This is a genomic window from Ruegeria sp. BHSB196, from assembly GCF_059613135.1.
The window spans coordinates 39476-60897 of record NZ_JBXWRY010000019.1; the positions used below are offsets into that span (position 1 = coordinate 39476).

Annotated in this window: 21 protein-coding genes; 10 read left to right on the forward strand and 11 right to left on the reverse strand. The window is 69.2% G+C overall.

Going from position 1 to position 21422, the window contains the following annotated elements; genetic code table 11:
- The first annotated feature begins 27 nt into the window (after positions 1-27).
- From rsmI to gshB, 3 genes are all read left to right on the forward strand, one after another.
- Positions 28-885, forward strand: coding sequence for a 16S rRNA (cytidine(1402)-2'-O)-methyltransferase (gene rsmI / locus AC2FNJ_RS11125; RefSeq protein ID WP_496764304.1), 858 nt, complete (start codon positions 28-30; stop codon positions 883-885).
- Position 886: 1 nt separating this feature from the next.
- Positions 887-1258 carry a YraN family protein gene (locus AC2FNJ_RS11130; protein WP_496764305.1) on the forward strand — a complete coding sequence of 124 codons (372 nt, stop codon included), beginning with the start codon at positions 887-889 and terminating at the stop codon, positions 1256-1258.
- A 61-nt stretch (positions 1259-1319) separates the two neighbouring features.
- On the forward strand, positions 1320-2252 hold the full coding sequence (gene gshB / locus AC2FNJ_RS11135; protein ID WP_496764306.1) for a glutathione synthase: 933 nt from the start codon (positions 1320-1322) through the stop codon (positions 2250-2252).
- Here the strand turns inward: gshB and AC2FNJ_RS11140 are convergent.
- Genes AC2FNJ_RS11140 through cobU form a run of 4 tightly spaced genes read right to left on the reverse strand, consistent with a single transcriptional unit; the run spans position 2249 to position 5688 of the window.
- The gene (locus AC2FNJ_RS11140) at positions 2249-3763 is read right to left on the reverse strand and encodes a YifB family Mg chelatase-like AAA ATPase (protein ID WP_496764307.1); all 1515 of its coding nucleotides are present in this window, start codon (positions 3761-3763) and stop codon (positions 2249-2251) included. The two genes, gshB and AC2FNJ_RS11140, sit on opposite strands and share 4 nt — an antisense overlap.
- 47 nt (positions 3764-3810) lie before the next feature.
- Positions 3811-4533 (reverse strand): glutathione S-transferase, encoded by a 723-nt coding sequence (locus AC2FNJ_RS11145; protein ID WP_496764308.1) that lies wholly within the window; start codon positions 4531-4533, stop codon positions 3811-3813.
- 58 nt (positions 4534-4591) lie between these two features.
- Positions 4592-5170, reverse strand: a complete 579-nt coding sequence (locus AC2FNJ_RS11150; protein ID WP_496764309.1) for a histidine phosphatase family protein — start codon at positions 5168-5170, stop codon at positions 4592-4594.
- Complete coding sequence (gene cobU, locus AC2FNJ_RS11155) at positions 5167-5688, reverse strand: bifunctional adenosylcobinamide kinase/adenosylcobinamide-phosphate guanylyltransferase (RefSeq protein ID WP_496764310.1); 522 nt, start codon at positions 5686-5688, stop codon at positions 5167-5169. The genes AC2FNJ_RS11150 and cobU overlap by 4 nt, the downstream gene beginning before the upstream one ends.
- 101 nt (positions 5689-5789) lie before the next feature.
- Here cobU and AC2FNJ_RS11160 point away from each other — a divergent pair, with 101 nt between their 5' ends.
- The 5 genes from AC2FNJ_RS11160 (at position 5790) to AC2FNJ_RS11180 (ending at position 10321) form a co-directional block, all read left to right on the forward strand.
- Positions 5790-6668, forward strand: a complete 879-nt coding sequence (locus AC2FNJ_RS11160; protein ID WP_496764311.1) for an RNA polymerase factor sigma-32 — start codon at positions 5790-5792, stop codon at positions 6666-6668.
- Complete coding sequence (locus tag AC2FNJ_RS11165; protein WP_496764312.1) at positions 6665-7495, forward strand: ChaN family lipoprotein; 831 nt, start codon at positions 6665-6667, stop codon at positions 7493-7495. The genes AC2FNJ_RS11160 and AC2FNJ_RS11165 overlap by 4 nt, the downstream gene beginning before the upstream one ends.
- 78 nt (positions 7496-7573) lie before the next feature.
- A complete protein-coding gene (coaBC, locus tag AC2FNJ_RS11170; protein WP_496764313.1) occupies positions 7574-8770 on the forward strand; it encodes a bifunctional phosphopantothenoylcysteine decarboxylase/phosphopantothenate--cysteine ligase CoaBC in 1197 nt (398 codons plus the stop codon).
- A 52-nt stretch (positions 8771-8822) separates the two neighbouring features.
- The gene (gene dut / locus AC2FNJ_RS11175; RefSeq protein WP_496764314.1) at positions 8823-9278 is read left to right on the forward strand and encodes a dUTP diphosphatase; all 456 of its coding nucleotides are present in this window, start codon (positions 8823-8825) and stop codon (positions 9276-9278) included.
- On the forward strand, positions 9278-10321 hold the full coding sequence (locus AC2FNJ_RS11180) for a HesA/MoeB/ThiF family protein (protein WP_496764315.1): 1044 nt from the start codon (positions 9278-9280) through the stop codon (positions 10319-10321). The genes dut and AC2FNJ_RS11180 overlap by 1 nt, the downstream gene beginning before the upstream one ends.
- Before the next feature lie 72 nt (positions 10322-10393).
- Here AC2FNJ_RS11180 and AC2FNJ_RS11185 read toward each other — a convergent pair whose 3' ends face one another.
- The gene (locus tag AC2FNJ_RS11185; protein WP_496764316.1) at positions 10394-11605 is read right to left on the reverse strand and encodes a trans-sulfuration enzyme family protein; all 1212 of its coding nucleotides are present in this window, start codon (positions 11603-11605) and stop codon (positions 10394-10396) included.
- A gap of 141 nt (positions 11606-11746) precedes the next feature.
- Between AC2FNJ_RS11185 and AC2FNJ_RS11190 the strand changes: the two genes are divergently transcribed.
- The gene (locus tag AC2FNJ_RS11190; RefSeq protein ID WP_496764317.1) at positions 11747-13762 is read left to right on the forward strand and encodes a M3 family metallopeptidase; all 2016 of its coding nucleotides are present in this window, start codon (positions 11747-11749) and stop codon (positions 13760-13762) included.
- Between the two features lie 72 nt (positions 13763-13834).
- Here AC2FNJ_RS11190 and AC2FNJ_RS11195 read toward each other — a convergent pair whose 3' ends face one another.
- The 6 genes from AC2FNJ_RS11195 to AC2FNJ_RS11220 all read right to left on the reverse strand — a co-directional run bounded on the left by AC2FNJ_RS11195 (position 13835) and on the right by AC2FNJ_RS11220 (position 20405).
- The gene (locus AC2FNJ_RS11195) at positions 13835-14767 is read right to left on the reverse strand and encodes an NAD(P)-dependent oxidoreductase (RefSeq protein ID WP_496764318.1); all 933 of its coding nucleotides are present in this window, start codon (positions 14765-14767) and stop codon (positions 13835-13837) included.
- 16 nt (positions 14768-14783) lie between these two features.
- Positions 14784-15923, reverse strand: a complete 1140-nt coding sequence (gene rodA, locus AC2FNJ_RS11200) for a rod shape-determining protein RodA (protein WP_496764319.1) — start codon at positions 15921-15923, stop codon at positions 14784-14786.
- Positions 15920-17866, reverse strand: coding sequence for a penicillin-binding protein 2 (gene mrdA, locus AC2FNJ_RS11205; protein ID WP_496764320.1), 1947 nt, complete (start codon positions 17864-17866; stop codon positions 15920-15922). Before mrdA ends, rodA begins: the two co-directional genes overlap by 4 nt.
- Entirely contained in the window at positions 17863-18402 is a 540-nt protein-coding gene (locus AC2FNJ_RS11210; RefSeq protein WP_496764321.1) for a rod shape-determining protein MreD, read from the reverse strand. Before AC2FNJ_RS11210 ends, mrdA begins: the two co-directional genes overlap by 4 nt.
- Positions 18395-19297, reverse strand: a complete 903-nt coding sequence (mreC, locus tag AC2FNJ_RS11215) for a rod shape-determining protein MreC (protein ID WP_496764322.1) — start codon at positions 19295-19297, stop codon at positions 18395-18397. Before mreC ends, AC2FNJ_RS11210 begins: the two co-directional genes overlap by 8 nt.
- A 61-nt stretch (positions 19298-19358) precedes the next feature.
- A complete protein-coding gene (locus tag AC2FNJ_RS11220) occupies positions 19359-20405 on the reverse strand; it encodes a rod shape-determining protein (protein ID WP_496764323.1) in 1047 nt (348 codons plus the stop codon).
- 155 nt (positions 20406-20560) lie between these two features.
- Here AC2FNJ_RS11220 and rlmJ point away from each other — a divergent pair, with 155 nt between their 5' ends.
- Positions 20561-21346: a 23S rRNA (adenine(2030)-N(6))-methyltransferase RlmJ gene (gene rlmJ, locus AC2FNJ_RS11225; RefSeq protein ID WP_496764324.1), complete on the forward strand. Its 786-nt coding sequence runs from the start codon at positions 20561-20563 to the stop codon at positions 21344-21346.
- The last annotated feature ends 76 nt before the right edge of the window (positions 21347-21422 follow it).

The window sequence follows — 21422 nt, forward strand, 5'->3', positions numbered from 1 at the left end:
TAAACGTCACGCAGAAGGGGTCCAGCGTTGAATTTCCAAAAGACCAGCCTGGCGCCGGGGCTCTATTTCGTGGCCACACCGATCGGAACCGCGCGCGACATCACGCTGCGGGCGCTCGACATTCTGGCCTCGGCGGATGTGATCGCGGCCGAGGACACCCGCAGCCTGCGTCGCCTGATGGACATTCACGGCGTACCGCTGGAAGGGCGGCGGATCCTGGCCTATCACGACCACAGCGGCGCGGCGGCGCGGCAGAAACTGCTCGACGCGCTGTCCGAAGGCCGGTCGGTGGCCTATGCCTCCGAGGCCGGAATGCCGCTGATCGCCGATCCGGGCTATGACCTGGGGCGGCAGGCGGCCGAGGCAGGGCACGCCGTCACCTGCGCGCCGGGACCGTCGGCGGCGCTGACCGCCCTGACGCTGGCCGGCCTGCCGACGGACGCGTTCTTCTTTGCCGGTTTCCTTCCCGGCAGCGCGGGGGCGCGACGGACCCGGCTGGAGGCGCTGCGCGACGTTCCCGGCACGCTGGTGTTCTACGAGTCCCCCAAACGCATCGCCGCCAGCCTTGCCGACATGGCCGACGTGCTGGGCGCCGAGCGTCCCGCCGCGCTGTGCCGGGAACTGACCAAGAAATTCGAGGAGGTGCGCCGCGGCACCCTGCAGGATCTCGCCGTGGCCTTTGCGGCGGGCCCGGTCAAGGGCGAGGTGGTTCTGCTCGTCGATCGCGCCCGTTCACCGGACGTTAGCGAGTCGGACATAGACCAGGCCCTGCGCACCGCGCTGGCCTCCCATTCCGTCCGGGATGCGGCGGATCTGGTGGCCCGGATGTTCGACCTGCCGCGCCGCCAGATCTATCAGCGGGCGCTGGAACTGGGAAAGGGCTGACATGCAACGACGCGCCGCGCGCGGAACCGCCGCCTATCACGCCGGTCTGGCGGCCGAAAACCGGATCGCCGCCGAATACGAACGGCGCGGCTGCCGCGTTGCCTGCCGGCGATGGCGCGGACCCGGCGGCGAGATCGACCTGATCCTGCGCGACGGCGCCACCGTGATCTTCGTCGAGGTCAAGCAAAGCGCCAGCTTCGGCCAGGCCGCCGAACGGCTGACCCGCCGGCAGATGGACCGCATCGCCGCCTCCGCCAGCCAGTTCCTGGCGGGCGAACCCGGCGGGCAGCTGACCGACATGCGCTTCGATGTGGCCCTCGTGGATGGCGCGGGGCGGTTCCGGATCATCGAAAACGCCTTTGATGTGACCTGATCGCCATTGCACCCCCGGTCGCGCTGCGCCATGTATCGGGCGACGACACGAGGGATGCGCCATGAAGATCGCCTTTCAGATGGACCCGATCGGGGCCGTGGACATCAACGCGGACAGCTCGTTCCGCCTCGCCGAAGAGGCGCAGGCGCGCGGGCATGACCTGTTCTTCTACCTGCCCGATCACCTCGCCTATCAGGAAGGGCGCGTGACTGCGCGCGGCCACGACATGACCGTGCAGCGGGTGGCGGGCGACCCGGCGGTTCTGGGCCCCGAGCGCGAGGTCGATCTGGGCGACTACGATGTGGTCTGGCTGCGCCAGGATCCGCCCTTCGACATGCACTACATCACCTCGACCCATCTGCTCGACCGGCTCCGGGGGCGGACGCTGGTGGTCAACGATCCGTTCTGGGTGCGCAACTATCCCGAAAAGCTGCTGGTGCTCGACTTCCCCGACCTGACGCCGCCCACCACGATTGCCCGCGATCTGCAGACCATCAAGGCGTTCAAGGCGCGCCACGGCGACATCATCCTCAAACCGCTCTACGGCAACGGCGGCGCGGGGGTGTTCCGGCTGGACGAAAACGACCGGAACCTGTCCTCCCTGCACGAGCTGTTCACCGGCTTTTCGCGCGAGCCGCTGATCGTGCAGAAATTCCTGCCCGCCGTGCGCAACGGCGACAAGCGCGTGATCCTGGTGGATGGCGAGGCGGTGGGCGCGATCAACCGGGTGCCGGCCGAGGGCGAGACACGCTCGAACATGCATGTGGGCGGCCGCCCGGAAAAGGCGGGCCTGAGCGCGCGCGACAGGGAAATCTGCGCCAGGATCGGGCCGCTGCTCCGGGAAAAGGGACAGATCTTCGTCGGGATCGACGTGATCGGCGACTACCTGACCGAGATCAACGTCACCTCGCCCACCGGGATCCAGGAACTGGAACGGTTCGACGGGGTGAACGTCGCCGAGAGGATCTGGCAGGCCATCGAGGCGCGGCTCTAGGCGCCGACCTTGGCGCTCAGGCGGAAACTCAGCGCCTCAGCCACGTGCGTGCGCTGCACCTCCTCGGCGCCCTCCAGATCGGCGATGGTGCGCGCCACCCTGAGGATGCGGTGATAGGCGCGGGCCGACAGCCCGAACCGGTCCGCCGCCTTGAGCAGCAGCGCCTTGCCCTCCGCGTCGGGGGTGGCGACCTCCTCCAGCGCCTTGCCCTCGGCATCGGCATTCTGGCGGATCGACGGATGATCGCGAAACCTCCGCGCCTGGACCTCGCGCGCCGCCGCCACCCGCGCCGCCACCGTGGCCGAGCTTTCGCCCGTCGGCGGCAGGTCGAGATCGGTGAACTCCACCGGCGGCACCTCCAGCCGCAGGTCGAACCGGTCCATCAGCGGGCCGGAAATCCGGCCCAGATAGTCCTCGCCGCAATTGGGCGCGCGGGTGCAGGCGCGGGCGGGATCGGACAGGTATCCGCATTTGCAGGGGTTGGCCGCCGCGACCAGCATGAAGCGGCAGGGGTACTTCACATGGGCGTTGGCCCGCGCCACCATGACCTCGCCGGTCTCGATCGGCTGCCGCAGGGTCTCCAGCACCGTGCGCGGGAACTCCGGAAACTCGTCCATGAACAGAACGCCATTGTGCGCCAGCGAGATCTCGCCCGGCCTGGCCCCCTTGCCGCCGCCCACGATGGCCGCCATCGAGGCGGTGTGGTGCGGCTCGCGAAACGGCCGCGTGCGGCTGATCCCGCCCTCGTCCAGCAGCCCGCACAGCGACTGGATCATCGAGGTTTCCAGGGCCTCGGCGGCGGTGAGCGGCGGCAGAATGCCCGGGATGCGCGCCGCCAGCATGGATTTGCCCGACCCGGGCGTGCCGATCATGATCAGGTGATGCCGCCCCGCCGCGGCGATTTCCAACGCGCGCTTGGCCCGCTCCTGCCCCTTCACGTCGCGCAGGTCGCGCGGGCAGGGCGCAAGATCGACCTCGCCCGGCTGCGCGTCGGGCAGGGGCGACTGGCCGGAAAAATGCCGCACCACCGCACCCAGCGTCTCGGCGCCGATCACCTGCGTAGCCCCGACCCAGGCCGCCTCGGCGCTCGAGGCGCGGGGACACAGCAGGATCCGGCTGTGCTCGGCGGCGGTCATGGCGGCGGGCAGGGCGCCGACCACCGGCACCAGCGATCCGTCCAGCGACAGCTCGCCCAGGGCCACCGCGCCTTCCACCGCGTCCGGCGGCACGATCTCCAGCGCCGCCAGCAGGGCCATGGCGATGGGCAGGTCGAAATGGCTGCCCTCCTTGGGCAGATCGGCGGGCGACAGGTTGATGGTGATGCGTTTCGACGGCAGCGCGATGGCCATCGCACTCAGCGCGCTGCGCACCCGGTCCCGCGCCTCGGACACCGCCTTGTCGGGCAGGCCCACGATGGAAAAGGCCGGCAGGCCCGGCGTCACGGCGCATTGCACCTCGACCGGGCGGGCCTCGACCCCCTGGAACGCAACGGTGTGGGCGCGGGCGACCATGCTGCTCCTGCTCGTGGTAAACAGAAGCTTGCTAGCGCGGCGGCGGTTTAAGAAGGGTTAACGCTCCCCGCGCGCTGCGCGTCCGCCGTGAATTCGGGCCAGGGGTCCGCCGGCAGGTCCATCGGGTATGGAAAGGGGTCGTAACGGACCTTCAGCGCCTCCGCGCGCCACGCCAGAACGGCGGGCCGGGACAGCAGGTAGCCGCAATAGGCCCGCGCCTCGGGCGACACCGGCAGGCCGTATCCCACGATCCGCGCCGCCACCGGCGTATAGAACACGTCGGCCAGGCAATGGGCGCCGAAGAGCGGCCCCGCCCCGGACCCCGACACCGACCGCGCATGCGCCCACAGGGTCTCGATCCGTGCCAGATCGGCGCGCGTGCCGGGCGACGGGTCGAACCCGCGATGGCACCGCAGCAACTGCATCGGGCATTCCCCGCGCAGGGCGTGAAACCCGGCCGCCATCTCGGCGCAGAGCCACCGGGCCGTGGCCCGCGCCGCGGCGTCCCGGGGCCACAGGCCCGCATCCGGGTGGCGTTCGGCCAGGGTTTCGGCCATGGCCAGGCTTTCGCCCACCACCGTGCCATCCGGCAGGCGCAGCGTCGGGACCAGCCGGGCCGGCGCCAGCGGCGCCATGTCCGCGGCCATGGTACCGGAATAGAGGCCGATCATATGCGTGCGGCAGGGGAGGCCGAACTGTTCCAGCATCAGCCATCCGCGCAGGGACCAGCTGGAAAACAGCCGGTCGCCGATGAAAAGGTCATAGGTCATGCGCGCAGGTTAGGCGCCATGCCGGCCCACGGGAAACGATCAATTGTGCGCCCCGCCATCACGGCAGGTGATTGATGCGCGCCACCGACCAGCCGGTCTTCAGCCGGACGATCTCGGTGACCGACAGATTGTCGATCCGGTGGCCAAAGGCCTGCTCGGCGTCCAGTTCCAGCGCCCGCTGCACCTGGGTCAGGATCACGCCGAAATGCGCCACCACGATCAGGTCGCGCCCGGCATGGGCCTCGATCAGCGCGTCGATCGCCCGATCCACGCGGGCGCGCACCTGGTTCCAGCTTTCGCCCTGCGGCGGGCGCACCTCGCCGGGATTGTCCCAATAGGCCCGCGCCAGTTCGGGGTCTTCCGCCTCGATCTCGGCAAAGGGGCGCAGTTCCCAACGGCCAAAGTTGATCTCGCGGAGATCGGCGTGATGCGGCAGCCGCGCCCGCGCGCCCTGGATGGCGGTCGCGGTATCCGCCGCGCGCGCCTGATCCGACGAGATGACCAGCGCGTCGGCGGGCAGATGCGCCGCCAGCCGCGCCAGCGCCGCGCGGTCGCTCAGATCGGCGGGCAGGTCGGACCAGCCCACCATGGTGCGCGCATGGGTCGGGCCGTGCCGGACCAGGTGCAGCCGGGTCACGGCAACCGCCCCTTCAACACCAGCGGCAGACCGGCCGTCACCTGAACCACCAGATCGGCCTCGGCCGCCAGCGCGATGTTCAGCCGCCCCTGCGCCTCGCGAAACCGCCGCGCCAGCGCGTTTTCGGGCACGATGCCCTGGCCCACTTCGTTGCTGACCACCACCACCTGCGCCGGGCAGGCGCGCAACTGGGCAAGCAAGTCTCCGGTCGCCCGGTCCGGATCGCCCTCGGCCAGCAGGTGGTTGCTGAGCCACATCGTCGCGCAGTCGATCAGACAGATCCGGTCGCCGGACAGACCCGACAGGGCCGGGCCCAGATCCATCGGCGCCTCGATCGTGGTCCAATCCGGCCCCCGCCGCGCCATATGCTGCTCAATTTTCAGGCGCATTTCCTCATCAAACACTTGTGATGTGGCGACATAGACGCGCGATTTTCCAGAAGAAACAACAAGTTGCTCGGCAAACGCCGATTTTCCCGAGGCCGCGCCGCCAAGAATCAAGGTTAAACTCGGGGGCACATTCATTACCTTTCTGGTGATCCACCCTGTTTTGCCCTGCGTATCGACAGCATCAAAGCAAGGCAAGCCCGGCCACGCGCCTGCAAATTGGGGAGAGATGCATGGCACTGGACAACCCGCAAGACCTGTCGATGTCGCGTCAGGCCATGAAGGCGGAACTGCTGGACGCGGAAACCGAACTGCGTCTGGCCTATGCATGGCGGGATGACAGGGATGTGGAGGCCCTGCACCGTCTGATCAACGCCTACATGCGGCTGGCGATTTCCATGGCCGCCAAGTTCCGGCGCTATGGCGCACCGATGAACGATCTGATTCAGGAGGCCGGACTGGGCCTCATGAAAGCCGCCGACAAGTTCGACCCCGACCGCGGCGTGCGGTTCTCGACCTACGCGGTCTGGTGGATCAAGGCGAGCATTCAGGATTACGTGATGCGCAACTGGTCGATGGTGCGCACCGGCTCCACCTCGTCGCAGAAATCCCTGTTCTTTAACATGCGTAGGGTGCAGGCCCGGCTGGAACGCGAGGCCGCCAGCGACGGTGTGGATCTGGACAAGCACCAGCTCCACCAGATGATCGCGGCGGAGATCGGCGTGCCGCTGCGCGATGTCGAGATGATGGAGGGGCGGCTGTCCGGTTCGGATTTCTCGCTCAACGCCGTGCAGTCCTCCGAAGACGAAGGGCGCGAATGGATCGACACGCTGGAAGACGACAGCGAACAGGCCGCCGAATCGGTCGAACACCGGCACGACACCGAACAGCTGCGCGAATGGCTGCTCTCGGCGATGCAGGCGCTCAACGACCGCGAACGGTTCATCGTGCGCGAACGCAAGCTGCGCGAACCGTCCCGGACGCTCGAAAGCCTCGGGCAGGAACTGGGCCTGTCCAAGGAGCGCGTCCGTCAGCTCGAAGCCGCCGCATTCGTCAAGATGCGCAAGAGCCTTGAAGCCCAGTCGCGCGAGGTGCAACACTTCTTCGCATGAGACATCTCGCGATTCAGCTTGTCGCCTGCGTGGCGATCCTGGCCGCTCCGCTCGGGGCGGCTTCTGAGTCCGGGGCGATCCCTGCGGATGTGCTGGAGCAGATGCGCGCCTCCGACGTGATCCTTCTGGGCGAAACCCATGACAACAGCCATCACCACCTGGTGCAAGCCGCCGCGGTCGAGGCCATCCAGCCCTCGGCGATGGTCTGGGAAATGCTGACCGAGGAAGGCGCGGCGCGGATCACGCAAAAGGCGATCTCGGATCCGGAGACTCTCGCGGTCACGTTGAAATGGGCCGAGCTTGGCTGGCCGCCGCTGGCCATGTACCTGCCGGTGTTCAAGGCGTCCGCCGGGGCGCCGGTCTATGGCGCCCTGGTCCCGCGCGAGGCCGCGCGGGTGGCGATGGAACGCGGCGCGGCAACCGCCCTCGGGGCCGATGCGGCGCGCTATGGGCTCACGATTCCGCTCTCGCCCGAGGAACAGGCCGCGCGCGAGGCCGATCAGCAGGCCGCCCATTGCGACGCGATGCCGCCCGAGATGCTGCCCCAGATGGTCGCGATCCAGCGGCTGCGCGATGCCGTGCTGACCCGCGCGGTGCTGCAGGCGCTCGAGGATACGGACGGGCCGGTGGTGGTGATCACCGGCAACGGGCACGCCCGCAAGGATCGCGGCATCCCCACCTTTCTGTCGCGCATGCGGCCTGGGTTGCGGGTGTTTGCCCTGGGCCAGTCCGAAGCGGGCCAGATCTCCGGCGACTTCGACGCGGTGATCGACAGCCCGGCGGTCGACCGCGAAGACCCCTGCCTCGCCTTCCGGAAACAGGACTGAGTCCGCCCGATAATCCACTGGCGCATGGCCCGGCTCTTGCCTAATGTCGGGGCGGTCCGGAATCCGAGAGGGGCTCACATGCTGGCGTCCAAACGCATCCTGCTGATCGTCGGCGGCGGAATCGCCGCCTACAAGGTGTTGGACCTGATCCGCCGGCTGCGGGAACGCGGCGCGGCGGTGACGCCGGTCCTGACCTCCGCCGCCGAGGAATTCGTGACGCCGCTATCGGTTTCGGCGCTGGCCGGCGAAAAGGTCTATCGCGATCTCTTCGACCTGACGGACGAGGCCGAAATGGGCCATATCCAGCTCTCGCGCTCGGCCGATCTGGTGGTGGTCGCACCGGCCACCGCCGACCTGATGGCCAAGATGGCGGCGGGTCTGGCGAACGATCTGGCCTCGACCCTGCTGATGGCCACCGATACGCCGGTTCTGATCGCGCCCGCGATGAACGTGCGGATGTGGAACCACCCGGCCACCCGCCGCAACCGCGACCGGCTGGCCGCCGACGGCATCCGCTTCGTCGGCCCGAACGAGGGCGACATGGCCTGCGGCGAATACGGGCCGGGCCGGTTGGCCGAGCCGATGGAGATTCTCGCCGCTATCGAAACGGCGCTGGGCGACGGCCCGCTTCGCGGCAGGCGCGTCCTCGTCACCTCCGGCCCGACCCACGAACCCATCGATCCCGTCCGCTACATCGCCAACCGCTCCTCGGGCGCGCAGGGCGCCGCCGTGGCGCGGGCGCTGGCGGCGCTGGGGGCCGAGGTGGTGTTCGTCACCGGCCCCGCGCAGGTGCCGCCGCCCGCAGGCGTTCAGGTCGTGGCGGTGGAAACCGCCCGCGAAATGGCCGAGGCGGTCGAGGCCGCGCTGCCCGTCGATGCCGGCGTGTTCGCCGCCGCGGTGGCGGACTGGCGCGTCGCCAGCGCCTCGGACCGCAAGCTCAAGAAAAGCCGCGAAGGGCTGCCGGTGCTGGACTTCGCCGAAAACCCCGACATCCTCAGGCGCGTGTCGCAGATGGAGACCGGGCGGCCCCGCCTGGTGGTCGGCTTTGCCGCCGAAACCGACAACGTGATCGAACACGCAACCGCCAAGCGGGCGCGCAAGGGCTGCGACTGGATCGTGGCCAACGACGTGAGCCCCGCCACCGGCATCATGGGCGGCGCCGAGAACGCGGTGGTGCTGATCACCGCCGACGGTGCCGAGGAATGGCCGCGCATGGGCAAGGACGACGTGGCCGCGCGCCTGGCGCAGCGGATCGCGGCGGCCCTGGCCGGATGACGCGCGCCCTGGGCGGGACAGGCAGGACAGCGAACAAGCGGGGGACAAGCGCATGGTGGCGATCCGGGTGATCCGAGAAGACTGGGCCGATCCCGGCGTGGCCCTGCCGTCCTATGAAACGGCGGGCGCGGCGGGCGCGGACGTGCGCGCCTGCTTTCCCGACCGCGGGCCGGTCACGCTCGACCCCGGCCAGCGCCTGCTGGTGCCCACCGGATTGCGCGTCGAGATACCGGCGGGCTACGAGGTGCAGGTGCGGCCGCGCTCGGGCCTGGCGCTCAGGCACGGCATCACCCTGCCGAACACGCCCGGCACCATCGACAGCGACTATCGCGGGCCGCTGGGCGTGATCGTGCTGAACGCCGGGCAGGAGCCGTTCGTGATCGCCCATGGCGACCGGATCGCGCAGCTTGTGGTCGCGCCGGTGCTGCAGGCCCGGTTCGAACTGGCCCAGGGGCTCACCGAGACCGCGCGCGGCGGCGGCGGCTTCGGCTCGACGGGGCGCGGCTGATGCTGCTGGTCCTCGTCCTCGCGGCCGCGCTCTGGGGGCTCGGCTATGCCATGGGCGTGTCGCGCACGGCCCGGCTGATCCCGGTCGCCGTGCTGTTCGCCGGCGTGCTGCTGATCCAGTTCCTGCTGCCCGACGGCCATGCCCTGCGCGAGGCCACCGGCCGCTCCCCGGCCCTCTGGCTGATCCTGGCCGGGTTCGTGCTGCTGGGGCTGCTCTATTCCCGCCTGCTGGCCGCGCTGCGGCGGCGTGCGGCGGGCCGCGAAGCGGAGGATCGACCGATGACGCAGGACCGGTTCTCGGAAACCGAGCTGGACCGCTACGCCCGCCACATCGTGCTGCGCGAGATCGGCGGGCCGGGGCAGCGGCGCCTGAAACAGGCGCGCGTGCTGGTGATCGGGGCCGGGGGGCTGGGCGCGCCGGCGCTGCAATACCTGGCCGCGGCCGGGGTCGGCACGATCGGGGTGATCGACGACGACGTGGTCGAAAACGCCAACCTGCAGCGGCAGGTGATCCACCGCGACGCCGACATCGGCACGCCCAAGGTGTTCTCGGCCCAGGCCGCGATGCTGGCGCAGAACCCCAACGTGACCGTCCGCCCCTATCACCGCCGCCTCACCGACGAGATCGCCGCCGACCTCTTCGCCGACTATGACGTGATCCTCGACGGCACCGACAATTTCGACACCCGCTACCTGTCGAACCGGACCGCCGTCGCGGGCGCGAAACCTCTGGTCTCGGGCGCGCTGGCGCAGTGGGAGGGGCAGCTGAGCGTGTTTCACCCGGCCCGGTCCGGCCCCTGCTATCAATGCATCTTCCCCGAGGCCCCGGCTCCCGGCCTCGCCCCGTCCTGCGCCGAGGCCGGGGTGATCGGGCCGCTGCCGGGGGTGGTGGGCTCGATGATGGCGGTCGAGGCGGTCAAGCTGATCACCGGCGCCGGGCAGCCGCTGGTGGGCGAGATGCTGATCTATGACGCGCTTTATGGCGAATCCCGCAAGATCACTCTGGGCAAGCGCGCGGATTGCCCGGTCTGCGGCGCGCCCTGATCGCGGGCGCAGCCGCCGCGCGCCGCCGCGCGCGGCCCGGCCCAACCCCGCAAGGGGGCGGGAGCAGCCCGGTCATCCCAGCGCGCGGTCGAGATCGGCGATGATGTCCTCGGCCTCCTCCAGCCCGACCGACAGGCGAAAGATCCCGTCCCCGGCATAGGCGCGGTAGGCGTCGCGCTGCGCGCCCTGCAGCTTGAACGAGCTTTCCATCAACCCCTCGGTTCCCATCCAGAAGATCAGGCTGCGGTGATGGCCCAGCGACACGGCATAGTGGACGATCTCCAGCCGTTCGATCATCTGCTGCGCGATGCGTTCGCCGGTGGCCGCGTCGCCCACCTGGAACGAGATCATGCCCGAGCTGTTCCGCATCTGCCGCGCGGCCAGGTCCGCCTGCGGGTGCGACGGCAGGCCGGGATAGATCACGCGGGTCACGCGCGGGTCCGACTCCAGCCATTCCGCCACCGCCTGCGCCCCGGCCTGGTGCGCCTTCATCCGCAGGGGCAGGGTCGCCGCGCCCCGCGCGATCAGCCAGGCATTGAACGGCGACAGCACGGCCCCGTGATGGATCGCCGCCTCGGCCCGCATCCGGGCCACCAGATCGGCCCGGCCTGCCACCGCGCCGCCCACCGCATCGCCATGCCCGCCGATGTACTTGGTGGTCGAATGCATCGTCAGATCGACGCCCAGCCCGACCGTGTCCATGCCCAGCGGCGAGGCAAAGGTCGCATCGCAGCTCAGCAGCGCCCCGGCCTGCCGCGCCAGTTCGGCCACCGCCACCAGATCGGTGAGCCGCCCGATCGGGTTCACCGGCGTTTCGGTGTGGATGAGCCGCGTCTCGGGCCGGAGCGCGGCGGCGACCGCCGCCGGGTCCGCCATGTTCACCGGGCTCACCGCGATTCCCATCCTCGGCAGGGTCTCGCGGGCCAGTTCCGCCACGCCCGCATAGGACACGTCCGAGATGATCAGGTGATCGCCGGCGGACAGGAAGGTGAAAAAGATCGCCGCCGCCGCCGCCATGCCCGATGCCGTGGCCAGACAGGCTTCGGTCCCCTGCAGGGCGGCGATCTTGGTCTCCAGCCCGGCCACGGTCGGGTTCGCCCAGCGGGTATAGGTATAGGGGCTGTCCGGCGTCAGGTCATGGGCCGAGAACCCGGCCACATCGTCCATCAGATAGGTCGAACTCATGTGGATCGGCGGTGTCGAGGCGTTGGTCGCCGGATCGGGCGGGTCGCCCGCATGGATGGCGGTGGTCATCGGGCCGGTGCGGCGGTTCGGTCTGGTCATGTCCTGTCTCCCTTCGCGGCCGACCCTGCGGGCAGGCCGGGGCGGGCGCAAGTGGGATTCCGTCAGGATCCGTCGTTTTGCGCCCGGCGCCTCTGGACCATTGCCGGCCCCGCTCCTAGCTTGACCGCAAAGGAGACCCGCATGACCAACCCGATCCTTGCCGACTGGCAGACCCCGTTCGAAATCGCGCCGTTTTCGCAGATTGCCGACGACGATTTCGCCCCGGCGATGGAACAGGCGCTGGCGGCCCACGCGGCCGAGATCGACGCCATCGCCGGCAATCCCGAACCGCCGAGCTTCGCCAATACCGTCGAGGCGCTCGAGGCGGCGGGGGCGCAGCTGGAAAAGGTCATCGCGGTGTTCTTCACCGTCGCCGGTGCCGACAGCAACCCCGAACGCGAAGCCCTGCAACGGGAATTTTCGCCCAAGCTCGCCGCGCATTTCGCCGACATCTACGCCAACAAGGCGCTGTTCCGCCGGATCGCCGCGGTCTGGGAGCAGCGCGACGCGCTGGACCTGACCGACGAACAGCAGCGCGTCCTGATGCTGTCGCATCGCGGCTTCGTCCGCGCGGGCGCGGCGCTGGAAGGCGCGGCCGAAGCGCGGATGAAGGAGATCAAGGCGCGGCTGGCGGAACTGGGCACCGCCTTCATGCAGAACCTTCTGGCGGATGAACGCGACTGGTTCCTGCCGCTGGCCGATGGCGATCTGGACGGCCTGCCGCAATTCGTGATCGACGCCGCCCGCGAGGCGGGCCGGGAAAAGGGCGCCGATGGTCCGGTCGTCACCCTGTCGCGCTCGCTGATCGTGCCGTTCCTGCAATTCTCCCCGCGCCGCGACCTGCGCGAGACCGCCTATCGCGCCTGGACCGCCCGCGGCGCGAAGGGCGGCGAGACCGACAACCGCGCCATCGCCGCCGAGATCCTGAAGCTGCGGGCGGAACGCGCCAGGCTGCTGGGCTACGCCAGCTTCGCCGACTACAAGCTGGAAACCGAAATGGCCCGCACACCGGACCGGGTGCGCGACCTGCTGATGCAGGTCTGGGAACCGGCCCGGGCGCGCGCCGAGGCCGATGCCGAGGTTCTGACCCGGATGATGCAGGCGGATGGCGTCAACGGGCCGCTGGAACCCTGGGACTGGCGCTACTACGCGGAGAAGCGGCGCAAGGCCGAGCACGATCTGGACGAGGCCGAGCTGAAACCCTACCTGCAGCTCGACCGGATGATCGAGGCCGCCTTTGCCTGCGCCAACCGCCTGTTCGGGCTGGAATTCCGCCCGCTCGACGTGCCGCTCTATCACCCGGACTGCCGCGCGTGGGAGGTGACGCGCGGGGGGCGGCACGTGGCGGTCTTCATCGGCGACTATTTCGCCCGCAGCTCGAAACGCTCGGGCGCCTGGTGCAGCGCCATGCGGCAGCAGGCGAAATTCCCCGGCCGCAAGACCCCCGTCGTCATCAACGTCTGCAACTTCGCCAAGGGCGACCCGGCGCTTTTGTCCTATGACGACGCGCGCACGGTGTTCCACGAATTCGGCCACGCGCTGCACCAGATGCTGTCCGACGTGACCTATGAAAGCATTTCCGGCACCTCGGTGGCGCGCGATTTCGTGGAACTGCCCAGCCAGCTCTACGAGCACTGGCTGGAAGTGCCCGAGGTGCTCGCCGAGTTCGCCACCCATGCCGGGACCGGTGCGCCGATGCCGCGCGCGATGCTGGACAAGGTTCTGGCCGCCGCCAGGTTCGACATGGGCTTCCAGACCGTCGAATACGTCGCCTCGGCGCTGGTCGATCTGGCCTTTCACGACGGACCGGCCCCGGCCGACCCGATGGCGAAACAGGCCGAGGTGCTGGCCGGGATCGGCATGCCCCATGCCATCGGCATGCGCCACGCCACGCCGCATTTCGCCCATGTCTTCGCCGGCGACGGCTACAGCTCGGGCTATTACAGCTACATGTGGTCCGAGGTGATGGATGCCGACGCCTTCGCCGCCTTCGAGGAGGCGGGCGGCGCCTTCGACCCGGATCAGGCCCGCGCGCTGGAGCGCAACATCCTGTCCACCGGCGGCTCGCGCGAGGCCGAGGATCTGTACCTGGCGTTCCGCGGGCGCTTGCCGGGGGTCGAGGCGCTGCTCAGGGGGCGCGGGCTGGTGGCGGCCTGAGCGCCGGATTGCGCCTGCGGCGCACGCCTCCGGCGGGAGTATTTCCGGCAAGATGAAGGGGCGCGGGCCTTTTCAGTAGCCCAGGGCGCGGTCCACCAGATGCAGCAGGGGTTCGCCCGCCTCGCCCCGCCGGATGTTCTCGACGATCACCCGGGCCGCCGTCTCGGGGCGGGTTTCCGAGGCGATGTGCGGCGTGACCGTCACCCTGGGATGCGCCCAGTAGGGATGGCCGGGCGGCAGCGGCTCGGTCCGGAACACGTCGAGCGTGGCATGCCCGATCCGGCCCGCGTCCAGCGCCGCCAGCAGCGCCGCGTCGTCGATCAGCGTGCCGCGCCCCGGATTGAGCAGGCGCGCCCCCCGGGGCATCAGCGCCAGGGTTTCGGCGTTCAGCAGGTTCTCGGTGGCGGGCGTGTCCGGCAGCAGCAGGACGGCGATCTCGGCCGCCGCCAGCGCCGCGCGCAGCCCGTCGCGCCCGTGCAGGCAGGTCACGCCGGGCACCGCCCTGGGCGACCGGCTCCAGCCGGTGACGCGGAAATTCAGCGCCGCCAGCGCCTGCGCCGCCGCCGCGCCGAGCGCGCCCAGGCCCAGCACCGCGACCTGCCGGTCCCGCGCCAGCGGCGGCGGCTCGGGCCGCCATTCCCCCGTCTGGTCCAGAACGTGCCGGTCGGTGCCGAGGTGATAGCGCAGCACATGGCCCACCACCCATTCGGTCATCCCCTCGGTCAGCCCGTGATCGACCATCCGCGCCAGCGGCACGGTCAGGGTTTCGTTGCCGACGATGCTCTCGACCCCGGCCCAGAGGCTCAGCACCGCCTTGAGCCGCGTCATCGGGGTGAAATCCCGCAGCCCGCCATTGGGGGCATAGACCACGTAATCGACCTCGGCCGGGTCGAACGCGGTGCCCAGTTCGAAGGCCAGGCCGGTTTCGGCCAGGCAGCCCCGCAGAAGCGGCTCGTAGACCGGCCAGAGCGCCGGGCGCGCGGAAAACAGCACATTGATCGTCATGGGCGGGGGATCGTCCTTATCGGGGGCGGTGGATATGGGCGCTCTGCACGATGCCGAAGGCGGCCATCAGCACCAGCATGGCCGAGCCGCCATAGCTCACCATCGGCAGCGGCACGCCGACCACCGGCGCCAGGCCCATCACCATCGACATGTTGACGGCGAAGAACAGGAAGAAGTTGAGCGCGATGCCCAGCGTCACCAGCGACGAGAACCGGTCCTTGGTGGCCAGCGCCGTGGCGGTGCAGAACAGCAGGATCAGCGTGTAGAGCAGCAGCAGCGAGACCCCCCCGACGAAGCCGAATTCCTCGGCCAGGGTGGTGAAGATGAAGTCGGTGTGCTTTTCCGGCAGGAAGTTCAGCCGCGACTGGGTGCCCTGCATGAATCCGCGTCCGCTCCAGCCGCCGGATCCCAGTGCGATCTTGGACTGGGTGATGTGATACCCCGCGCCCAGCGGGTCGGTCGAGGGGTCCAGAAAGGTGTCGATGCGCCGGAACTGGTAATCCTTGAGCAGTTGCCAGTCGGTGCCCCGGCTTCTGAACACCGTGGTGATCAGGCCCAGGCCTGCCGCGACCACCGCCGCGAAATAGGCCCAGTGGACTCCGGCCAGAAACATCAGCCCGCCCCCCGCCGCCAGCAGCAGGATCGCGGTGCCCAGATCCGGCTGCTTGAGCACCAGCGCGGTGGGGATCAGGATCATGACGACCGGCAGCAAGACCCAGAGCGGGCGCGAGATCTTCTGTTCCGGCAGCCAGTCGTAATAGGCCGCCAGCAGCATCACCATCGTGACCTTCATCAGCTCCGAGGGCTGCAGCCGCATGAAGCCCAGGTCGATCCAGCGCTGCGCGCCCATGCCCACCGTGCCCATCACCTCGACCAGCACCAGCAGGCCCAGCGAGATCAGATAGGCCAGCACCGACATGTTGCGCCAGAACCAGATCGGCACCATGGCAACGGCGAACATCACCGCCAGCCCCAGCACGAACCGCTCCATCTGCGGCTCGGCCCAGGGGGTGAACGAGCCGCCGGCCACCGAATAGAGCATCAGGAATCCGACGCAGGCCACGCTGATCAGCAGCAGCGTCAGCGGCCAGTTCATGTAGAGAACCTTGCGCAGCCCGCTGGGCGTGGATTTGACCGCATATTCGAGATAGCTCATGCGCGGTCCTTCCCGTCCGGCCGCGCCTTGGGGCGCTGATCGCGTTCCAGCCGCTGCTGCTGTTCCCGGATCCGGTCGCGGTCGGCGACCGGATAGGCTTCGAGCGGCGGCGTGCCGCCGTAGAGCGCCTGCAGCATCACGTCGCGCGCCACGGGGGCCGCGGCCCTGGACCCGCCGCCGCCATGCTCGACCACCACCGAAACCGCGTATTTCGGGTTCTCGAACGGGGCGAAGCAGACGAACAGCGCGTGGTCGCGCCGCTCCCACGGAAGATCCTCGTTGCGGATCACCCCCGCGGCACGTTCCGCGGCGGTGATGTTGCGGACCTGGCTGGTGCCGGTCTTGCCGGCCATGCGATAGGCTTCGTCGATGATGCGGCTGCGATAGGCGGTGCCGCGGCGGTCGTTCGACACCGCATACATCGCGCGCTGCAGCTGCCGCAGGTTGTTGGGGTTGACATCCAGCGGCTCGCCCGCGCCCGAGGGCTGCTCGACCCCGTCGATCGACTTGACAAGCCGGGGCGTGACCGACCTCCCGGTCGCGATCCGCGCCGACATCACCGCCAGCTGCAGCGGCGAGGCCAGCATGAACCCCTGTCCGATCGAGGCGTTCGCGGTGTCGCCGATCAGCCACTCTTCGCCATGCGTCCGCTCTTTCCACGCCTGGTCCGGCGCCAGACCCTCGGCGACGGCGGACATCGGAATGTCGTGCCTGACGCCCAGCCCGAACTTGTTCGCCATCGCCGAGATCCGGTCGATCCCGACCTTGAGCGCCACGTCATAATAGTACACGTCGCAGCTTTGCTTGAGCGAGTTGAGCAGGTTCATGTAGCCGTGGCCGCCGCGTTTCCAGCAGTGGAAGCGGCGGCTTCCGACCTTGTGGAAACCGGGGCAATAGACGGTGTCCTCGGGCCCGACCAGACCGGCCTCCAGAGCGGCCAGCGCGGTGATCATCTTGAAGGTCGAGCCGGGCGGATAGGTGCCCTGCACGCTCTTGTTGGCCAGCGGGCGGTACTTGTCCTCGGTCAGCGCCCGGTAATCGGCGACCGAGATGCCGCGCACGAACAGGTTCGGGTCAAAGCTCGGGGACGAGCAGATCGCGTGCAGATCGCCGGTCTCGCAGTCGATGACCACCGCGGCGGCGCTTTCCCCGGCCAGCCGGGCCTGCACGTATTGCTGCAGGTCGGCATCGACGGTCAGTTGCAGGTCGGCCCCGGCCTCGCCCTCGCGCCGGTCCAGCTCGCGCATGATCCGGCCGGTGGCGTTGACCTCGACGCGCTTGGCCCCGGCCTTGCCGCGCAGCACGTCCTCCTTCTTGGCCTCCAGCCCCACCTTGCCGATCTGGAACCGGGGAATGCGGAGCACCGGCTCGGGGTCGGACAGCTGGCTCAGGTCATAGTCGCTGACCGGGCCGACATAGCCGACCACATGGGCGAAATCCTCGTACCGGGGATACAGCCGCGTCTGGCCCACCTCGGGGGTGATGCCGGGCAGGGCGGGGGCGTTGATGGCGACCTTCGAGATGTCCTCCCACGTCACCTGATCGGCCAGCGTGACCGGCAGGAACGGCGCCGACCGGCGCATCTCGGCGCGGGCGCGGTCCAGCTCTTCGGCGCTGAGCGGGATGAGCCGGGACAGATCGGCGATCACCGCGTCCACGTCGCCGGCATCCTCGGGCACGATGACGATCCGGTACGAGGGCGAGTTCTGGCCGATGATCTGCCCGTTGCGGTCATAGATCTCGCCGCGGCTGGGCGGGATCAGGCGGATGTTGATGCGGTTCTCCTCGGCTAGCAGCCGGAACTGGTCGGCCTGTTCCACCTGCATGTAGCGCATCCGCGTGACCAGCGCGCCGACGAAGGCGGCCTGCAGCCCGCCCAGCACCAGCGCCCGCCGGGAAAACCGGCGGTGGATGCGGCTCAGCTCCTTGGGATTGCGTTTCACGCCCGCCCTCCCATCGCTTCGGCATCGGTGGCCGCAGGCCGCCGCACCCCCAGGCCCGACTGGCTGAACCAGACCACCGGCGGATAGACGGCGATGGTCAGCACCAGCTGGAACACGACCAGCCAGAACGGCGCCTGCCCGACGGCGAACAGGCCCAGCACGACGCGGTTGAGCACCGCGACCGCGATCAGCACGATGCCCACGGTCATCCATTCCCCGGCAAACCCGGCGTCGCGCGCCGCCCCCGAGACCGACCGCAGATAGGCGCAGCCGCCCACCACCAGCCCCGCCAGCAGCCCCGGCGGCCGCTGCAGCAGCAGGTCGGCCATCAGCATGACGACGGCGACGCTGGCGATCGGCACGAAATCCGGCCGCCGCAGCGTCCAGGCAAAGGTCAGGGCGATCAGCAGGTCGGGCGGCGCCCATCGCGCGGGCAGGGTGCTCAGCGGCAGCAGGTGAAAGAACACGATCACCAGCGCCAGCCAGACATAGAGCAGCCGCATGATCCAGATATGCGAGGCCGCGAACCTATCCATCGGCGGCCTCCTCGGGGCGCAGCGCCGCGGCCGGTCCGCGCGGCGTCACGATGCCGCCGGGATCGGTGATCGGCGCCGCCGGGTGATAGCGCAGCACCCGCAGGAACTCCAGCCGCTCGAAATCCGCCGCCAGCCGCACCCGCAGCCGCCCACCGGGATCCTGCGCCACCTGCCCGATCAGCAGCCCGGCCGGGAACACGCCGCCATCGCCCGACGACACCACCCGGTCGCCGGGGCGCACCAGTTCGCGGTTCTCCAGAAAGTCGATGACGGGCGCGGCGGTGTTGTCGCCGGCCACCAGCGCGGTCTGGCCCGACGGTTGAATCGTCGCCGGGATCGCGCTGGCCGCATCGGTCAGCAGGATCACCCGCGCGGTGTCGGGGCCGACCCCCGAAATCCGTCCGACCACGCCGATCCCGTCCATCGCCGCCCAGCCGTCCACGATGCCGTCGCGCGCGCCGACGTTCAGCAGCACCGACTGCCGGAACGGCGACCCGCTGTCGGCCATCACCACCCCGGTCACATAGGTCAGGCGCGGGTCCAGCCGCACGTTGTTGAGATCCAGAAGCCGCGCGTTCTCCTGCTCAAGCTGCAGCGCCGCCTCCTTCCAGGCGCGCATCTGGCGCAGCTCGCTGCGCAGTTCGCGGTTCTGTTCGCTCAGCCGCTGATAGCTCTGGAAATCGCGCACCAGGTTGATCGTCGCCGTGACCGGAACCATGGCCCAGTCCATCGAGGGCACCACCTTGTCCACCACCTGCGCGCGAAACCGCTCGACCCGGGGGCTGTCGATCCGCCAGACCAGGAAGATGCCGAAGAGGCACAACAGCACCACCCCCAACAGCAGGCGGCGCAGGGGGGCGGTGTAGTCGTCGCGCTGTGAACGGTCCTTTGCCACAGGACTCCTTCCGGTGCTCGTCGCGCCGTCGCGTTGACCCGTGCGTCAGAGGGTGCGCGCCTCAGCTGTCGTAGTCAATCGCGTGGCGCAGCTGTTTCTCGTATTCCAGCGCCTTGCCGGTGCCGAGCGCCACGCAGTTCAGGCTCTCGTCGGCGATCGACACGGCCAGGCCGGTCTGTTCGCGCAGCGACAGGTCCAGATCGCCCAGCAGCGCCCCGCCGCCGGTCAGCATCACGCCCCGGTCCACGATGTCGGCGGCCAGATCGGGCGGCGTGGTCTCCAGCGCCGTCATCACCGCCTCGCAGATCTGCTGCACCGGTTCCGACAGGGCCTCGGCCACCTGCGCCTGGCTGATCTCGATTTCCTTGGGCACGCCGTTCAGCAGGTCGCGGCCGCGGATCTGCATCGACTGCCCGCGCCCGTCATCTGGCATCCGCGCGGTGCCGATCGTGGTCTTGATCCGCTCGGCGGTGGATTCGCCCACCAAGAGATTCTGCTGGCGGCGCAGATAGTTGATGATGGCCTCGTCCATGCGGTCGCCGCCCACCCGGACCGAACGGGCATAGACGATGTCGCCCAGCGACAGGACCGCCACCTCGGTGGTGCCGCCGCCGATATCCACGACCATGCTGCCGGTCGGATCGGTGATCGGCATTCCCGCCCCGATCGCCGCGGCGATGGGTTCCGCGATCAGCCCGGCGCGCCGCGCGCCCGCCGACAGAACCGACTGGCGGATGGCGCGTTTCTCGACCGGCGTCGCCCCATGCGGGACGCAGACGATGATCTTGGGCTTGGAAAAGGTCGAGCGTTTGTGCACCTTGCGGATGAAATGCTTGATCATTTCCTCGGCGGTGTCGAAATCGGCGATCACCCCTTCGCGCATTGGCCGGATCGCCTCGATCGAACCCGGTGTCCGGCCCAGCATCAGCTTGGCGTCCTCGCCCACGGCCAGAACCTTCTTGACGCCGTCCTTGACGTGGTAGGCCACGACCGACGGTTCGGACAGGATCACACCGCGACCCTTGACATAGACCAGCGTGTTCGCGGTCCCAAGGTCGATGGCCATGTCCGACGAGAACAGGCCGCCCAGATTACCAAAGATCGCCATGTAAGTGACCCTGCTTGCCAGAATTATTCTTGTACCCACGACTCGACGGGTCCGGGACGGATGACTTATAGGGCGCAAACCCGCTCGGTAAAAGGGCTGATTCCACGTCAATCAGCGCCTTTCTGCCTCTTTTGGAAAGGACTTTAAGAGCGATCATGCTGTCATATCAACACATTTACCACGCCGGGAATCTGGCGGATGTGCACAAGCATGCTCTTTTGGCCACAGCCCTTGCCTATCTGACCCGAAAGGACAAGCCGCTCACCTATGTCGAAACCCATGCCGGCCGCGGTCTCTACCGCCTCGACGCCGCCGAGGCCGCCCGCACCGGCGAGGCCGCGGCGGGCATCCGGCGCGCCCTGCGCGAAACCTGGTTCGAGCCGGCGCACCCGCTGGTCCGTACCGTGGCCGAGGTGCGGGACCGGCATGGTCCGCAGGTCTATCCCGGCTCGCCCCTGATCGCGGCAACCCTTCTCCGGCCGCAGGACAGCCTGCATTTCGCCGAGCTGCACCCGCAGGAGCACGCCGCCCTCACGCGGGCGCTCGACCCCGTCGCCGCCCGCATCCACAAGCAGGACGGGTTCGAACTGGCCCAGTCCCTGCTGCCGCCCACGCCGCGGCGCGGGATGCTGCTGATCGACCCGAGCTTCGAGGTCAAATCCGAATACGACCGCCTGCCGGGCCTGATCGCCAAGCTGCACCGCAAATGGAACGTGGGCGTGATCGCGCTCTGGTATCCGATTTTGACCGACGGCCGCCATGCCCCGATGCTGGCCGCGCTCGAACGTCAAGACCTGCCCGGCGCGTTGCGCCACGAGGTCCGCTTTCCCCCGGCCCGCGACGGGCACCGGATGGTCGGCTCCGGCATGGTCTTCGTCAACGCGCCCTTCGGGCTGGCGGACGAGACGGCGCGGCTGGACCGGATCTTCGCCGGTCTCTGACCCCGCGCGCCGCCGGTTTCACGTCGTACAAACCGGACAGCCTGCTGAAATTCGGCGTACAAACCGGTCAAATTGC

Excerpts from the sequence above, each read along its gene's own strand:
- rodA (WP_496764319.1), bottom strand. The coding sequence starts at position 15,923 with ATGAGCTATCTCGAATATGCGGTCAAATCCACGCCCAGCGGGCTGCGC.
- AC2FNJ_RS11160 (WP_496764311.1), top strand. The coding sequence starts at position 5,790 with ATGGCACTGGACAACCCGCAAGACCTGTCGATGTCGCGTCAGGCCATG.
- AC2FNJ_RS11145 (WP_496764308.1), bottom strand. The coding sequence starts at position 4,533 with ATGACCTATGACCTTTTCATCGGCGACCGGCTGTTTTCCAGCTGGTCC.
- rlmJ (WP_496764324.1), top strand. The coding sequence starts at position 20,561 with ATGCTGTCATATCAACACATTTACCACGCCGGGAATCTGGCGGATGTG.
- AC2FNJ_RS11220 (WP_496764323.1), bottom strand. The coding sequence starts at position 20,405 with ATGGCGATCTTTGGTAATCTGGGCGGCCTGTTCTCGTCGGACATGGCC.
- gshB (WP_496764306.1), top strand. The coding sequence starts at position 1,320 with ATGAAGATCGCCTTTCAGATGGACCCGATCGGGGCCGTGGACATCAAC.
- AC2FNJ_RS11180 (WP_496764315.1), top strand. The coding sequence starts at position 9,278 with ATGCTGCTGGTCCTCGTCCTCGCGGCCGCGCTCTGGGGGCTCGGCTAT.
- AC2FNJ_RS11165 (WP_496764312.1), top strand. The coding sequence starts at position 6,665 with ATGAGACATCTCGCGATTCAGCTTGTCGCCTGCGTGGCGATCCTGGCC.
- dut (WP_496764314.1), top strand. The coding sequence starts at position 8,823 with ATGGTGGCGATCCGGGTGATCCGAGAAGACTGGGCCGATCCCGGCGTG.
- AC2FNJ_RS11195 (WP_496764318.1), bottom strand. The coding sequence starts at position 14,767 with ATGACGATCAATGTGCTGTTTTCCGCGCGCCCGGCGCTCTGGCCGGTC.
- AC2FNJ_RS11190 (WP_496764317.1), top strand. The coding sequence starts at position 11,747 with ATGACCAACCCGATCCTTGCCGACTGGCAGACCCCGTTCGAAATCGCG.
- AC2FNJ_RS11140 (WP_496764307.1), bottom strand. The coding sequence starts at position 3,763 with ATGGTCGCCCGCGCCCACACCGTTGCGTTCCAGGGGGTCGAGGCCCGC.
- AC2FNJ_RS11185 (WP_496764316.1), bottom strand. The coding sequence starts at position 11,605 with ATGACCAGACCGAACCGCCGCACCGGCCCGATGACCACCGCCATCCAT.
- coaBC (WP_496764313.1), top strand. The coding sequence starts at position 7,574 with ATGCTGGCGTCCAAACGCATCCTGCTGATCGTCGGCGGCGGAATCGCC.
- AC2FNJ_RS11130 (WP_496764305.1), top strand. The coding sequence starts at position 887 with ATGCAACGACGCGCCGCGCGCGGAACCGCCGCCTATCACGCCGGTCTG.
- AC2FNJ_RS11210 (WP_496764321.1), bottom strand. The coding sequence starts at position 18,402 with ATGGATAGGTTCGCGGCCTCGCATATCTGGATCATGCGGCTGCTCTAT.